This window comes from Azospira oryzae (assembly GCF_004217225.1).
GTDB classification, from domain to species: domain Bacteria; phylum Pseudomonadota; class Gammaproteobacteria; order Burkholderiales; family Rhodocyclaceae; genus Azospira; species Azospira oryzae.
Map to the genome: position 1 here is coordinate 561216 of NZ_SHKM01000002.1, position 13748 is coordinate 574963.

At 65.2% G+C, this 13748-nt stretch carries 14 protein-coding genes; 6 read left to right on the forward strand and 8 right to left on the reverse strand.

Annotated features, from left to right (window positions below; translation table 11 throughout):
• Positions 1-15 precede the first annotated feature (15 nt).
• The gene (locus EV678_RS11675) at positions 16-504 is read right to left on the reverse strand and encodes a hypothetical protein (protein ID WP_014235900.1); all 489 of its coding nucleotides are present in this window, start codon (positions 502-504) and stop codon (positions 16-18) included.
• A gap of 464 nt (positions 505-968) precedes the next feature.
• Between EV678_RS11675 and EV678_RS11680 the strand changes: the two genes are divergently transcribed.
• Both EV678_RS11680 and EV678_RS11685 read left to right on the forward strand, forming a co-directional pair.
• Positions 969-1868 (forward strand): hypothetical protein, encoded by a 900-nt coding sequence (locus tag EV678_RS11680; RefSeq protein ID WP_130459649.1) that lies wholly within the window; start codon positions 969-971, stop codon positions 1866-1868.
• Between the two features lie 859 nt (positions 1869-2727).
• Positions 2728-3012, forward strand: coding sequence for a hypothetical protein (locus EV678_RS11685; RefSeq protein ID WP_130459650.1), 285 nt, complete (start codon positions 2728-2730; stop codon positions 3010-3012).
• 37 nt (positions 3013-3049) lie between these two features.
• Here EV678_RS11685 and murB read toward each other — a convergent pair whose 3' ends face one another.
• Complete coding sequence (gene murB, locus EV678_RS11690) at positions 3050-4084, reverse strand: UDP-N-acetylmuramate dehydrogenase (protein ID WP_130459651.1); 1035 nt, start codon at positions 4082-4084, stop codon at positions 3050-3052.
• 104 nt (positions 4085-4188) lie between these two features.
• Here murB and EV678_RS11695 point away from each other — a divergent pair, with 104 nt between their 5' ends.
• Together EV678_RS11695 and EV678_RS11700 are read left to right on the forward strand one after the other, a co-directional pair.
• Positions 4189-5220: a diguanylate cyclase domain-containing protein gene (locus EV678_RS11695; protein WP_130459652.1), complete on the forward strand. Its 1032-nt coding sequence runs from the start codon at positions 4189-4191 to the stop codon at positions 5218-5220.
• A gap of 257 nt (positions 5221-5477) precedes the next feature.
• Complete coding sequence (locus EV678_RS11700; protein WP_130459653.1) at positions 5478-6215, forward strand: 2-phosphosulfolactate phosphatase; 738 nt, start codon at positions 5478-5480, stop codon at positions 6213-6215.
• Here EV678_RS11700 and EV678_RS11705 read toward each other — a convergent pair.
• Together EV678_RS11705 and EV678_RS11710 are read right to left on the reverse strand one after the other, a co-directional pair.
• Positions 6176-6622 carry a PACE efflux transporter gene (locus EV678_RS11705; RefSeq protein ID WP_130459654.1) on the reverse strand — a complete coding sequence of 149 codons (447 nt, stop codon included), beginning with the start codon at positions 6620-6622 and terminating at the stop codon, positions 6176-6178. The genes EV678_RS11700 and EV678_RS11705 overlap by 40 nt on opposite strands.
• Positions 6623-6632: 10 nt before the next feature.
• The gene (locus EV678_RS11710) at positions 6633-7523 is read right to left on the reverse strand and encodes a radical SAM protein (protein ID WP_130459655.1); all 891 of its coding nucleotides are present in this window, start codon (positions 7521-7523) and stop codon (positions 6633-6635) included.
• Positions 7524-7639: 116 nt separating this feature from the next.
• Between EV678_RS11710 and EV678_RS11715 the strand changes: the two genes are divergently transcribed.
• Entirely contained in the window at positions 7640-8200 is a 561-nt protein-coding gene (locus EV678_RS11715) for a DOMON-like domain-containing protein (protein ID WP_130459656.1), read from the forward strand.
• Between the two features lie 8 nt (positions 8201-8208).
• The gene (locus tag EV678_RS11720) at positions 8209-9417 is read left to right on the forward strand and encodes an exo-beta-N-acetylmuramidase NamZ family protein (protein ID WP_130459657.1); all 1209 of its coding nucleotides are present in this window, start codon (positions 8209-8211) and stop codon (positions 9415-9417) included.
• Between the two features lie 6 nt (positions 9418-9423).
• Here EV678_RS11720 and EV678_RS11725 read toward each other — a convergent pair whose 3' ends face one another.
• The 4 genes from EV678_RS11725 to EV678_RS11740 all read right to left on the reverse strand — a co-directional run bounded on the left by EV678_RS11725 (position 9424) and on the right by EV678_RS11740 (position 13724).
• On the reverse strand, positions 9424-10521 hold the full coding sequence (locus EV678_RS11725) for a methyltransferase (protein ID WP_130459658.1): 1098 nt from the start codon (positions 10519-10521) through the stop codon (positions 9424-9426).
• Between the two features lie 11 nt (positions 10522-10532).
• Positions 10533-11138: a TetR/AcrR family transcriptional regulator gene (locus EV678_RS11730; protein ID WP_130459659.1), complete on the reverse strand. Its 606-nt coding sequence runs from the start codon at positions 11136-11138 to the stop codon at positions 10533-10535.
• A gap of 164 nt (positions 11139-11302) precedes the next feature.
• The gene (gene argC / locus EV678_RS11735) at positions 11303-12262 is read right to left on the reverse strand and encodes an N-acetyl-gamma-glutamyl-phosphate reductase (protein WP_014235890.1); all 960 of its coding nucleotides are present in this window, start codon (positions 12260-12262) and stop codon (positions 11303-11305) included.
• 106 nt (positions 12263-12368) lie between these two features.
• The gene (locus EV678_RS11740; protein WP_130459660.1) at positions 12369-13724 is read right to left on the reverse strand and encodes a ferredoxin reductase family protein; all 1356 of its coding nucleotides are present in this window, start codon (positions 13722-13724) and stop codon (positions 12369-12371) included.
• Between the last annotated feature and the right edge of the window lie 24 nt (positions 13725-13748).

A 13748-nucleotide genomic window follows, 5' to 3' on the forward strand; every position in this document is an offset into this window, starting at 1 on the left:
GAAGGCCCGCCCGCTTTAGCAGGTGCTGCCGTTGTTGCGGCAGTCGGCGGCAGCCTGCTGCTGCAACTGCTGTTGCTGCTTTTCCTGGGCCCGGTCCACGGAGACGGACTTGCCCATTTCCACCGGCAGGGTGGTGGGATAGTCGTAGCCGGTGCCCTTGTTGTGGTCGATGATGGCGCCGATGCCGCCGCCGAAGACGATGTTGCCCCACATGGAGCCGGCGGCGCGGGAAACGGCGGTGAGCAGGCCGTCCACCAGGCCTTCCTTCTTGCACACCACGTTCAGGTTTTCGCCGCTCTTGCGCACGTCCACCTGGCCCGGGGCCTTGGCGGTCCAGGTGCCCTTGTCGTTGCTGAGGGAGCAGTCCGCGTCGGGGACCGGCTTGCCTTCATAGGAAGCGGTCACGGAAACGCGCTGGTTTTCGGATTGGGTAATGGTGGAACAGCCGGTGGTCAGGCTGACTGCAGCGACAGCGACCAGCAATGCAACTTGCTTGTTTTTCATTTTCTCGCCCTGTGATGATGTGATGACGCGCCGGGATGGCGCATCAAGGCCGGTTGAGCCGGGCGGGATAGTAGGGATTGTTGGATGTCATGTACATATGACGAAGGTGATGGGTGTCGTGGGGAATCGTTCAGAGCGGAGCTTCTCTGACTCCTCGGGCGAGGGATGGTGTTTGACCGCCGGGTTCCGCGCCGCCGCGCGGGTTCCTTTTCTTGCTTCCCCAAGAAAAGGAACCAAAAGAAGGGGAACCCTCACCCCCGGCCCTGCGGGCTCCCCTGCGCTGCTCAGTCGGTCGGGGCGGCTGCGGAACTCGCCCCCTGCGGGGGCTCAGACAGTCCTCGCCGAAAACCCCCCGCCCGCCTTGCGCTGCTCGGCGGGGGTGGAAGGGAGGTGTGCAAGGGGTAGCTCATATTCGTTTATCATGAACAGCCATCTTCATTTGATGCTACCGCAGGAGGTATGTTGTGGACTTAGTGACAGGCCAATCGATTTACTACAGCAACAAAAATCATCTGCCGCTTGAGGACGTTGCAGAATCTCTTCTGGCTCTCAAATCCATCATTGAAGTAACACCTTTTGTCTTAGAAAGACTTTCCCCTGGCTTGTCCATTCAACGAACACATGTTTTCGTAAATGAGGTCAAGGCTGGGAGCTTATGGGAAGACCTAATTGTTAAATTTGTTTGGGGTAATCAAGAGAAGTTAAACCAAGACATTACGGAGTTACGTAGTGAACTGAAGGTCGACTCGCTACTGAATAATCGACTGCTAATCGGAACAATAATTGGCGCTCTAGTTACTGGTGGTGGGCTGTACTTGCTAAAGAAATTTAGCGGTTCCGAAGAGCAAAAGCAGATCTTACAAGCAAATCAAAATATATTCATAGTTAGCGGGGCTGCACAAGCTGGAGTCTCTGAGGATCAATTCAAATCGATACTAGATACCGCGATTCTCAAGAATCCTCAGGTTGCAAAAGATGCTGTACGTGTTGTGCGACCTGCTAAGAGAGAGGGGGATGTCTCAATTGTTTTCAATAGAGATAGCTCCTCAGAGATTGGTAATAGGGCGATTAAGGCTATGCCTAGTAATGCTCCAGAAGAGGAGCAATTGGAGACTGTCGAAGATTACGAAAATGTAGAAATTCAGATCAGAGCAATTGATCTAGATAGTACAAAGCGAGGGTGGGCAGCCGTGGTGCCGAGTGTTGCTTCCCGTCGAACAAAAATGCACTTGGATCCGCACATTAAGCTGACAGATTTATTGGGGAAGACAGCAATCAAAGGCGACGTAACAGTGGTTTTTCGCTCCGATGATGTAGGAACTCGAGTTCCCGTTCTGATATTCCTAAGAGACATCTCTAAATAGGTATCTAAAACGTTGATACTTTCAATTGAGTTAGGACACATGAAAGCGCCCTGTGCGGCGCCGAGCAACGCAGCTTTTGGCGGGAAAAGGGCGAGCACTGTTTGAGGGCCTTTAGGCCCGAGTTGCGCAGCCCCCGCCGGAAGCGAGTAGCGCAGGGGACCCCGCGGTACGCGGGGCGCCAAACCGGGCGCGCCTTCTTTTGGTTACATTTTCTTGGTAAGACAAGAAAAGTAACCCGCGCGTCAGGCGCGGAACCTGGCGGTCAATCAACCCATCACCGCTTGAGGCGGGCGATGATCACTCGATGGAATATTTTTACGCGAGTCTTGAATCGTGACAGAACAGACCGTATCCAGACTAATCGTAGCGTCTATCGTAACGGTCATTGCCTGTGCCATTGCCATACAAACCAGATTCCTGGGTGATGCGATACCAAAGACCTATCTACAGACCCTGTTGATGGTCGCATTCTGCATGGCGCCTCTCCTCATCATGATTAAGATTGTTTCCCGGCTTTTTCTGAGCGGCCTCAAAGGAAAATCTGTGTCATTCATAGAGACAGCATTTTTCTTCTACTACATATTGCTAACAGTGGAAGCCCGAGCGGAATGGCGTTGCTACATAGAAGAGCAGAAAAGAAAAGTTGAGCGTGGTACGAGGCAAGGACATGGGTAACAGCGAACCTCGACAGGATAGCAGCGCCCTTGATCGGCAAGTCGTTGTTCGTGTCGTTGGTGGTGTCCGCTTCGTGGAAGCGGATGATCTGAATCAAGCCGAGATAGGCGCCCGACTGTCCGTCTCGGGTTTCCCTTTTGTGCCAATCAGTCCTTGGCGTTAGCCAAACTTTAGGAAAGAGAACATGGAAACGTTGCTTCTTGTTATAGCTACGATCGTGTCCGCGGCTATTACAGTCCAGTTTGCCCTTTGGTTATGGGGGAAAAAAGGCTATTCCGAATATGACTGGAAAGAGTTATTGGGGCTTCCGGTTTATCGGGATATGCCCAAAGGGGCTCCGGGGGAAGATAACTACGTTGTCCAGTTTGTGATTCAAAGGGTGCTCTTCTTTTTTCTTCTTCTTTTTGCTGGGGCGTTAGTCATAACTATCCAATTACTGGTGGCTGCCTTCCATCACTTTGTTGCATGAGCTAGCGCCGTTTTTGCGGTTATCCCTCTGCTGGGGATCAAAGAAAAATCGGCTCCGGCGTCAGCCCGACGCCAAACTTCTCCCGCACACTGGCCTGCACGGCCCCCATCACCGCCCCCACATCCGCCCCCGTGGCGCCGCCACGATTCACCAGCACCAGCGCCTGCTTCTCATACATCCCCGCCGGCCCCAGATTCCTCCCCTTCCACCCCGCCTGCTCGATCAGCCAGCCGGCGGCCAGCTTCACCCGCCCGTCGTGCTGGGGGTACTGGGGCAGGGTCGGGTACTCGGCTGCCAGTCGGGCGGCGGTGGCGGCGTCCACCACCGGGTTGTGGAAGAAGCTGCCGGCGTTGGGCACCTGGGCCGGGTCCGGCAGCTTGCGCTGGCGGATGGCGATGATGGCGTCCGACACCTGCAGGGCCGTGGGGGCGGCGATGCCGGCTGCGGCCAGTTCCTTGGCCACGTCCGCATAGCGGGTCACCGCCTGCCAGTGCTTCTCCAGGCGGAAGGTGACGTGGGTGATGGCGTAGCGGCCGTCGAGGTGCCAGCCCTCCTGCTTGAAGAGGCTGTCCCGGTAGCCGAAGCGCAGCTGGTGGCGGTCGAAGCGCACCGCTGCGCCGGTGGTGAGGTCCACCGCTTCCAGGTGGTGGAAGCGCTCCGCCACTTCCAGGCCGTAGGCGCCGATGTTCTGGATCGGGGCGGCGCCGACGGTGCCGGGGATGAGGGAGAGGTTCTCCAGGCCCGGATAGCCGGCGGCCAGGGTCCAGCGCACGAAGTCGTGCCAGTTTTCGCCGGCGCCGGCGCGGATGTACCAGGCTTCGTCGTCTTCCGCCGCCAGTTCCCGGCCGGGGATGGCCAGGCGCAGCACCAGGCCGGGGAAGTCGCCGTTCAGCACCAGATTGCTGCCACCGCCGAGAATGAAGCGGGGCTTGCCTTGCAGGGCAGGCACGGCGGAGATGGCCGCCAGTTGTGCCGTTGCGGTTATGGTGCCGAGGAAGGCGGCGCGTCCCGGCAGGGCCAGGGTGTTGAGGGCTTGCAGGTCGGCGTCGGCTTGCAGGAAGGTGGGCAGCATGGCGTGGCGTCAGGTCGGGCGGAGGGTTGGGTGCCGGGAGAAGGGCGCAAGGCGCCATTCTACGCCTTCGTTTTCAGGCATCATTCGTTATGAGGATCTACTGAATGACACTGCCCATGGACCCGGAACGACAGCGCCTGATTCGCTCCCTGTTTGATGAATACATCGAGATGTACGCCACCCGGGATGGCCGGCTGACCTCCCGCTTCAGCGAAAACTTCAGTGGCTATACCGGTGGCGGGGATTTCCTGGTGAAGGACAAGACCGAATGGGTCCGGATCACCCGCCAGGACTTTGCCCAGGTTGCCGAATCCCTGCGCATCGAAATGCTGGATCTGTCGCTGCAGGACATCAGTGCCGATGTGGTCCTGGTCACGGCCTTCTTCCATATCCACCTGCCGCTGCCCGACCATATCCTGTCCCGGGAGACGGCCCGGCTGGTGCTGCTGTTCAAGCAGGAAAACGGCGCCTGGATGATCGCCCACAGCGGCATTTCCATTCCCTATCATCTGGTCCGGGACGGGGAGGTGTATCCCCTCCAGGGCCTGCACGAGCGCAACCGGGAGCTTGAGGCCCTGGTGGAGGAACGCACCCGGGCTCTGGAAGAGGCCAATGCCAAGCTGGAGGCCCTGAGCTATACGGACGGGCTGACGGGCATCGCCAACCGCCGGGCTTTCGACCGGACCCTGGTGCAGGAGTGGAGCCGGGCCCAGCGCAGCGCCGCTCCCCTGGCGCTGATCATGCTCGATGTGGACCTCTTCAAGCATTTTAACGACCACTACGGTCACCTGGAGGGGGACGCCTGCCTGCAGGCCCTGGCCGGGGTGCTCACCCGGGCGGGGCGGCGGGCCAGCGATCTGGTGGCGCGTTATGGCGGGGAGGAGTTTGTCGTGCTGCTGCCGAATACCTCCGCCCCCGAGGCCCAGGAGATCGCCCGCAACATCCAGCAGGCGATCTGGGCCCTGGCCCTGCCCCATGAGGCAACCGCTCCCCGCATCGTCACCGTCAGCCTTGGCATTGCCAGCGTGGTGCCGAGCTGGGAGGCGCATGCCGAAACCCTGGTGCACCAGGCCGACGAGGCCCTCTACGGCGCCAAAAGAGCCGGCCGCAACCGCCTGCAACTGGCGGCCCCCTGAATGGGGCGCTAGCCGGCAGTCCCCCCAATGAGTAATGGCAGGGCCGGCATCGGCTGACTTCCCTCGCCGCACCGCTGCTGCCGGCCCAGGCCACTCCGCTCCGCTGGTCGGCTACCGGTGGGCCAGCGGATAGACCTCTTCCGTGTCGCGGCCGCCGTCCCCCGGGGCAGCGATGCGGCGCTGCATCTGAAGCCCGGCGACGTCCGGAAAGGCCCCGGATTCCGCGCCCCGCCCGGCTTTGCTAGCATGGGGGCACCATGCCCCCGCCCCTTGTCGAACGCCGCTACCTGAACCGACTCAGTGCCGCCCCCGAACCCACCGGGGCGGTGGTGGTGATCGATGTGCTGCGCTCCTTCTCCACCGCCGCCTGGGCCATCCATCGGGGCGCCTGGGAGCTGTACCCGGTGGCCGCCCCCGGCGACGGCCTGCTGCTGTTGCAGCATCTGCCCCAGGCCCTGCTGGTGGGGGCGGTGGGCGGCGGCGCCCCCATCCCCGGCTACCACTACGGCAATTCCCCCAGCGCGGTGCAGGGGGCGGAGCTGCAGGGGCGCACCCTGATCCACTGCACGGCCGCCGGGGTGCGGGGCCTCAGCCGCTACCGGACGGCCCCCCTGCTCTTCGGCGCGGCCCTGCTCAATGCCCGGGCCACGGCGGCGGTGATCCTGGCCGCGGGCGTGCCCCGGGTGACCCTGGTCATCACCGGCGAATGGACGGACCGGGACGGCGACGAGGACGTGGCCTGCGCCGATTATCTGGAAGCCCTGCTGCAGGGCGGCGATCCTTCCCCGGAGCCCTTCTCCGAGCGGGTGCGGCAGTCGGACTTCGGCCGCCGCTTCGCCGCCGGTGATCAGCCCCACCTGCCCCCCGCCGACCTGGACCTGTGCGCCGAGGCCGACCGCTTCGACTTCGCCCTGCAGGCCCTGCCCTCGCCCCTGGGGCTGCGGCTGGTGGCGGTCTACGCTGGCGGCGGGACGATGGGAAAGAGCCGGTCGTAGGCCAGGTTGAAGACGAAGGCGTAGGCGGTATACACCAGGGCCAGGCCCAGGTCCGCCACCAGGGCGGCCCACCAGGAAAGGCCGGTCCACAGCACGATTACCGGCAGGGTCAGGAGCAGCAGGCCGCCCTCGAAACAGAGGGCGTGCAGGATGCGGCCGCGCCAGCCGCGCTGGTCGGCCCGGGTGCCGAAGTGGTGGGCCTGCAGCCAGTCCACCGCCGTGTTGTAGCCGCCGTTCCACAGGGCGGCCATGAGGGACAGCACGGCCAGCAGGCCCAGGGCGCTTTCCATGGACTGGCCCGAGACCCAGGCAAAGCCCGGGGTGATCAGCAGCAGGCCGAGCAGTTCGAAGAGGGCCACCTGGCGGACCCGGTCCTTGAAGCTGCGCAGGGGCACGCCGTGGCTCATGGCGTCTGCCTCACAGGCCCCGGGCCCAGGCGGGCCGCAGGGGGGCGTGGGCCGGGTCGGCCAGGGCGGCGCGCACCTGGGCCAGCAGCTTGTCCTGATCCGTGGGCAGGTTGCCCTTCAGCACCAGCCAGTTAGAGGCGTGGTCGCTGCGGAAGACGGTGCGCTTCAGTTGCAGCAGGGAGAGGAAGCGCTCCATCTCGCGGAACAGGCCCAACTGGTCGAGAGGTTCCCACTCCGGGTAGTCGGCGCGGAAGCGCTCTTCCCCCATGGGAAAGCTGACCACCAGGGTGGAAAGGAATTCGGGCTGGGTGGAGTTGGCCAGGTGGGCGGAGTTTTCCGCGTGCTGCTGCCAGTGGGCGTGGCCCCCCAGGCCGTTGAGGATCATCACCGAGCGGGTGATGCCGGCCTCCCCCAACTTCTCCAGGGCCTCCCGGGTGCTGTCGAAAGTCTCGCCCTTGTTCACCTTCTCCAGCACCAGGTCGTCACCGGATTCGGCGCCGACATAGGCCATGGAGAGGCCGGCCTCCTTGAGGGCCTTGATCTCGTCCACGGATTTCTTGCGCAGGTTGCGCGGCAGGCAGTAGCTGGACACCCGCCGCACCGCCGGCAGGTGGCTGCGGATGGCTTCCAGGTAGGCCAGGAGGCGCCGGGTGGGCAGCACCAGGGCGTCGCCGTCGGCCAGGAAGACCCGCCGCACCTGGCTGCCGTACTGCGCGCCGACGCGGCGGATGCTTTCCAGCACCTCTTCCTCCTCCCGGGCACGGAAGCGCTTATGGGGGGCGGTGTACATCTCGCAGAAGGTGCACTGGTTCCAGGAGCAGCCGTCGGTGACGGGCAGGATCAGGGATTCGGCCTCGCTGGGCGGGCGGAACACGGGTTCGACGTAGCGGATCGGGAGCATGGGCCAAATTGTAAGGCCCTTCGCCGGCCCCGCGGCATCCGGGGCGGCCCGGGCTGGGCTAAACTTCGCCCCTGCTTGCCCATTTTCCCATGCCCGGCGCCTTCCCCCTTTTGCCCATGACCTCCTTGCCCGCCAACCGCGCCCTGACGCCCCATCCCGAGCATCCGGCTCCTGCCGTGGCCGGTATTGCGGTGGCCGTGGCCGCCCATGGCAGCGGCGGCCTGCAACTGGACTACCACCTCGCCGGCGATCTGGCCGCCCTGCGCCTGCCCTCCCCCGCCGCACCGGTGGCGCCCGACCGGCTGTGGGCCCACACCTGTTTCGAGGTCTTCCTCCGCCGGGGCGGCGAGGCGTATCGGGAGTACAACTTCTCCCCCTCCGGCCAGTGGGCCGGTTACGCCTTCGCTGCCTACCGCCAGCGCCTGGAAAATGTCACCCTGCCGGCGCCCCATCTGGAGTGGCAGGTGGCTGAGGGCAGCCTGAGCCTCCGCGTTACCTTGCCCGCCGAAGCCCTGCCTGCCGGCGACGGCGAGCTGCATCTGGCCCTGACCACCGTGGTGGAGCAGGCCGACGGCCCGCTCTCCTATTGGGCCCTGGCCCACCCCGCCGGCAAAGCCGACTTTCACCACCGGGACGGATTCGCGCTTGCCGTTCCCCTCGCCCTGCCCGACCTGTAGGACATCCCATGATCCAGTTTGGCCTCGACCGCCTGCTCGCCGACCCCGCCCTGCGCCGCCCCCTGGCGGGCAAGCGGGTCGCCCTCCTCGCCCATCCCGCCTCCGTCACCCGGGACCTGACCCATTCCCTGGACGCCCTGGCCGCCCTGCCCGACCTCGAGCTTTCCGCCGCCTTCGGCCCCCAGCACGGCCTGCGCGGCGACAAGCAGGACAACATGGTGGAGTCGCCTGACTACACGGACCCCCTGCACGGCATTCCCGTCTTCAGCCTCTACGGCGAAGTGCGCCGGCCCACGGACGGCATGATGGACAGCTTCGACGTGCTGCTGGTGGACCTGCAGGATCTGGGCTGCCGCATCTACACCTTCATCACCACTCTGCGCTACGTGCTGGAAGCGGCGGCCAAACACGGCAAGAGTGTCTGGGTGCTGGACCGCCCCAACCCCGCCGGCCGTCCGGTGGAAGGCCTCTTGCTGCGCCAGGGCTGGGAGAGCTTCGTCGGTGCCGGTCCCCTGCCCATGCGCCACGGCCTCACCATGGGTGAGCTGGCCCGCTGGTTCGTCGCCAGCCTCAAGCTGGACGTGGATTGCCAGGTCATCACCATGGCCGGCTGGCAGCCCGAAGCCGGCCCCGGCTACGGCTGGCCCCTGGGCGAGCGCAGCTGGGTGAACCCCAGCCCCAACGCCCCCAATCTCTCCATGGCCCGGGCCTACGCCGGCACGGTGATGCTCGAAGGCACCACCCTTTCCGAAGGCCGGGGCACCACCCGCCCCCTGGAACTCTTCGGCGCCCCGGACATCGATGCCCGGGCCATCATCGCCGAGATGCGCGCCCTGGCCCCTGAATGGCTCAAGGGCTGCGTGCTGCGGGAATGCTGGTTCGAGCCCACCTTCCACAAGCACGCCGGCAAGCTCTGCCACGGCGTGCAGATTCACATGGAAGACCCGGCCCACTACGACCACGCCGCCTTCCAGCCCTGGCGCCTGCAGACCCTGGCCTTCAAGGCCCTGCGCCGCCTGCAGCCCGACTACCCGATCTGGCGCGACTTCCCCTACGAATACGAACGGGACCGCCTGGCCATCGACCTCATCAACGGCAGCCCGTTGCTGCGGGAATGGGTGGATGATTCCGCCGCCACCCCGGCCGATTTCGACGCCCTGGTGCGGCCGGACGAGGCGGCGTGGGAGATGGAGCGGGCGCCCTTCCTGCTCTACTGAGCGGCCTCAGTGGCCCCGGCGGAACACCAGAATCCGGGCAAAGCTGCGCAGGGCCACGATTTCTTCCAGCACCACCCCGGCTTTCACGGCCAGGGCTTGCCATTCCGCCTGGGTGCGCTCCCGCCCCCGGGTGCCCATGAACATTTGCATGTCGAAGGAGGCGGCGGCCAGGTCGGCCCCCTGTTCCGGCAACACCTGTTCCAGAACGACCACGGGGGCGCCGGCGGCGGCCACGCGCCCGAGCACGGCAGCGGCCTCGGCATCGTCCAGGCAATGCAGCACGGCGGCGAGGAGGAAGACATCGCCGGGGCCGGCCGGCGGCGGCTGGTAACTTTGCAGGTCGGCGGCCAGGAAGGTCAGGCGCTCCGCTTCTGCATCGCCTTCCCGATGCTGCCGGGCCTCGGCCACCACGCTGGGCCGCTCCACTACCGTGGCCCGCAGCCGGGGGTGGTGGCGCAGGATGGTGCGGGCCTTGCTGCCGCGGGCTCCCCCCAGGTCGATCAGGTGATGGAAGCGGCTCCAGTCAAAGTCAGTGGCAAAGCTGTCGCCGCTCAGGGCTTCCACGCTATCCATGGCGTCGGCGAACAAGCGCTCCAGTTCGGGATGGTCCGTCAGATAGGGAAAGAGCTCCTGACCGTGGCTGAGGGCGAAGGGCGCCCTACCCTCGCGTAGACCTTCTTCCAGGGATTCATACCAGGGGCGGCACATGGCCGGATCGTTGTGCAGGAGGATCATGGCCCTGAGGTTCCGCGGGTGATCCCGGCGCAACCAGCCGGACAGTTCGTTGTTGGCGAAGCGGCGGGGCGCCGTTTCGCGGAACACTCCCAGGGCTGCCAGCAGCCGCAGCAAGCGGGCGATGGCATCCCCATCGGCTGCGATGCGCGAGGCGATCTCCTCCGCCGTCAGGGTTTCCTCCCCGAGCCGGGTGGCAATATCCAGGCGAGCGGCGGCGTAGAGGGCGCGGGACTGCCAGAAGGCCGAGCCGATCTGCAGCAGGCGGAACGGGGCCGGGGTGAGGCGTGTCGGCCATTGCTGCACCCGGCTGGCGAAGCGCATGAGGCGGCCGAAACGGCGTACGGCTCCGGCGTGGCGCTGGTAGGTCATGGCGGGGATCCTCAGTCGGCGGCGGGCTTGAGTCCGGCGGTAAAAAGATGGCCGTTGAAATCGGCCAGGCGGGCGAGAAATTCGCCATCCATGGGCCGTTCCATCTGCTCCTCGAAAATGTCCTTGAGCAGCATGGGCGTCATGGCCAGGCTGACGAAGGCCAGGCGCAGGATGTCCGGGTCCGTGCCGGCATCCACCTGGCCACTGGCCTTGAGCCCTTCCACCCGCCGGGAGCCCCGGTTGCGGCCCCGTTCCAGCAGCTGCTGGATGAAGCGACGGCCGGGGCCCTGGTTGAGCGCCAGGACCTTGAGGATCAGCTTGGGAAACTGGGGCTGGCCGGCCATGGTGTCGTAGTACAGCCGGAGCAGACTGCCGAAGCCGTCCACTGCGTCGAACAGGGGGCCATCCAGCACCTCCAGCAAGGGGGCCAGGCTTTCCCGGATCATCTCTTCGTAAAGCCCTTCCTTGCTGCCGAAGTAGTAGCGGATCATGGAAACGTTGGCGCCTGCCTGTTCGGCGATCTGACGGGTAGTGACGCGGTGGTAGTCATCGGCGAGGAAGCGCTCCAGGGCGGCGCTGATAAGGCGTTGGCGTACTGGGAGGCGGTCTTGGTCCATGCTGGTGCTCGGTCGAAGTGATGAGCCAAGACTAGCACCGAGGCTGCCCGATTCCGGAGCGCTTTCGTCAATCAAATTGGATCACTTGATTGAGCCTTGGCATAAAAGAAAAGGCCGGCCCGGATTGCCCGGGCCGGCCTTTTCGTTGGTGCGATGGGCGCTGCTTAAACGGCCAGGCCGGTTGCCTCGTCCACGCCCAGCATCAGGTTCATGCACTGGATGGCAGCACCGGAGGCGCCCTTGCCCAGGTTGTCGAAGCGGGAGGCCACCAGGATCTGCTCGCCGTGGCCGAAGACGAAAATCTCGGCCCGGTTGGTGTCGTTGCAGGCGGTGGCCGGCAGGAAGCCGTTGTCCAGCACCGGGGCGGCATCCAGGGGCATCACCTTCACGAACACTTCGCCGGCGTAGTACTCGCTGTAGAAGGCTTGCAGGTCGGCCGGGGTGACCTTTTTGCCGAGCATCCGGGGCAGCAGGGGCACCGCCACCACCATGCCCTGGGCGAAGTTGCCGACGATGGGGGTGAACAGGGGCTGGTGTGCCAGGCCGGTCTGCATCTGCATTTCCGGCAGGTGCTTGTGGGTGAGGCCGAGGGCGTAGAAGCGCGGGCTCTTCATGGCGTCCGGCAGGCTGGCGGGCTCTTCGTAGCTGGCGATCATTTCCTTGCCACCGCCGCTGTAGCCGGTGATGGAGTAGGTGCTGACCGGGTAGTCCTTGGGCACGATGCCGCCGGCCACCAGGGGCGCCATGAGCATGATGAAGCCGCTGGCGTGGCAGCCGGGCACGGCCACCTTCTGGGCCTTGGCGACGCGCTCGCGCTGGCCGCCGTTGAGTTCGGGCAGGCCGTACACCCAGTCCGGGTTGGTGCGGTGGGCGGTGGAGGCGTCGAGGAAGCGGGTCCTGGTGTTGCCCGGGGCCAGCAGGGCCACGGATTCCCGGGAGGCGGCATCGGGCAGGCAGAGGAAGACCACGTCGGCGCTGTTGATGTACTCGGCCTTGACCGCCGGGTCCTTGCGCTTGTCCTCGGGGATGGTGAGGATTTCGATTTCCGGGCGGATGGAGAGCCGCTCGTCGATCTTGAGACCGGTGGTGCCGTGGCGGCCGTCGATGAATACCTTGAAAGTCATGGCGAATTCCGTGTGCGTGCGCAGTGTGCTGAGGATCAAACCGCTATTGTAGGCGGGCTGGAAGGCTTTTTGATGACCAATTCCCTTCCGCCCGTCCCTCGGGGCCTCAGCGCATTTGGAACAGTTCCTGGTGGAAGCGTTCCGCCGCCATGCCCTGGGCCTGGAAATCCTGCCGCAGGGCCTGGCCGAAGGCGGGCGGGCCGCAGAACCACAGGCTGGCCTGGCGCCAGTCGGGCACGGCCTGGCGGATGCGTTCCCCATCCAGCAGGCCGTCCCGGGGGCTCACCAGCAGGTGCAGATGCACCCCCGCGGCGGCGGCATCGGCCCGCAGCTTGGCGATGGCGGCCTCCGAGTATTCCGCCGTGGGGTGGAACAGGTGGATGCTCTGCTGCCCGGGCCGGGCGGCCAGCTGCTTCATGCGGGCGATGAAGGGAGTGATGCCGATGCCGGCGCCGATCCAGATCTGCAGGGGCTGCCGGTCGTTGAAGTCGAAGCAGCCGTAGGGGCCTTCGACGACCACGCCGGCGCCCACCTTGAGCTTTTCCCGGAGGCGGCTGGTGTGGTCGCCCAGGGCCTTGGTGATGAATACGATGCGCCGGCTTTCCGGCTCCCAGGCCGAGGCGATGGTGTAGGGATGGGCGCCCTCCCCCTGGTCCGAGGTGGCGAAGGCGAACTGGCCGGCGGTGTGGCCGGCCCAGCCGGGCTCCAGCTGGATCGCCGTTTCCAGCACCTGCAGTTCCGGGTAGTAGGTGAGGCTTTCGATGCGTCCCGCAACCTTGCGCCCGGCGCCGACCCGGCGGGACAGCACCAGCCAGGCCGCCACCGTGCCGCCGAGCAGCAGCAGGGCCAGGGCCCAGCCCACCGGCTGGCTCCAGTATTCGGCCTTGAACAGGATCAGGGCGTGGTACACCAGCAGCAGGTAGAGGGCTGCCAGCCATTTGTGGGTCTGCACGAAGCGGTGGTAGGGGAAGCGCTTGACCAGGGCCAGCACCAGCAGCACCACGGCGGCGTAGAAGGCCCATTCGCCGATGTTCTCCGCCAGGCCCCGCTGGCTGCGCAGCCATTCGGCCAGGGTGTCCGCGCCCATGCCGGGGCCGCCGGGACCGCCCGGGCCGGCGCCCTTGCGCGCCGGCTTGACCAGCCAGCCCCAGCCCACCATCCACTTGGTGCCCTGGGCCCACCACCAGTGGATGACGCCCAGCACCAGGGTGCTGATGCCCAGCCATTTGTGCAGGCGGTACATCTTGTCCAGGCCGTTGAGGCGGGGCTCCAGCCATTTGGGCCGGGCCGCCAGGATCATGGCCAGGCTCATGGCGCCCATGAGCAGGAGGCCGGTGTACTGGACGAAGACGCCGCGGAAGGAAAAGTAGGTGAAGGGGGCAGGCAGCAGGCTGTCGGCCAGCAGCCAGAGGGCGGACAGGCCCAGGAACAGGCCCCACAGGGTGAGCTTGATGTTTTTCATGACGATATCGAGCGGCTTTGTTTC

Coding starts and splice junctions, on each gene's coding strand:
- EV678_RS11675 (WP_014235900.1), bottom strand. CDS start 504: ATGAAAAACAAGCAAGTTGCATTGCTGGTCGCTGTCGCTGCAGTCAGC.
- EV678_RS11685 (WP_130459650.1), top strand. CDS start 2,728: ATGGAAACGTTGCTTCTTGTTATAGCTACGATCGTGTCCGCGGCTATT.
- murB (WP_130459651.1), bottom strand. CDS start 4,084: ATGCTGCCCACCTTCCTGCAAGCCGACGCCGACCTGCAAGCCCTCAAC.
- EV678_RS11695 (WP_130459652.1), top strand. CDS start 4,189: ATGACACTGCCCATGGACCCGGAACGACAGCGCCTGATTCGCTCCCTG.
- EV678_RS11700 (WP_130459653.1), top strand. CDS start 5,478: ATGCCCCCGCCCCTTGTCGAACGCCGCTACCTGAACCGACTCAGTGCC.
- EV678_RS11705 (WP_130459654.1), bottom strand. CDS start 6,622: ATGAGCCACGGCGTGCCCCTGCGCAGCTTCAAGGACCGGGTCCGCCAG.
- EV678_RS11710 (WP_130459655.1), bottom strand. CDS start 7,523: ATGCTCCCGATCCGCTACGTCGAACCCGTGTTCCGCCCGCCCAGCGAG.
- EV678_RS11715 (WP_130459656.1), top strand. CDS start 7,640: ATGACCTCCTTGCCCGCCAACCGCGCCCTGACGCCCCATCCCGAGCAT.
- EV678_RS11720 (WP_130459657.1), top strand. CDS start 8,209: ATGATCCAGTTTGGCCTCGACCGCCTGCTCGCCGACCCCGCCCTGCGC.
- EV678_RS11725 (WP_130459658.1), bottom strand. CDS start 10,521: ATGACCTACCAGCGCCACGCCGGAGCCGTACGCCGTTTCGGCCGCCTC.
- EV678_RS11730 (WP_130459659.1), bottom strand. CDS start 11,138: ATGGACCAAGACCGCCTCCCAGTACGCCAACGCCTTATCAGCGCCGCC.
- argC (WP_014235890.1), bottom strand. CDS start 12,262: ATGACTTTCAAGGTATTCATCGACGGCCGCCACGGCACCACCGGTCTC.
- EV678_RS11740 (WP_130459660.1), bottom strand. CDS start 13,724: ATGAAAAACATCAAGCTCACCCTGTGGGGCCTGTTCCTGGGCCTGTCC.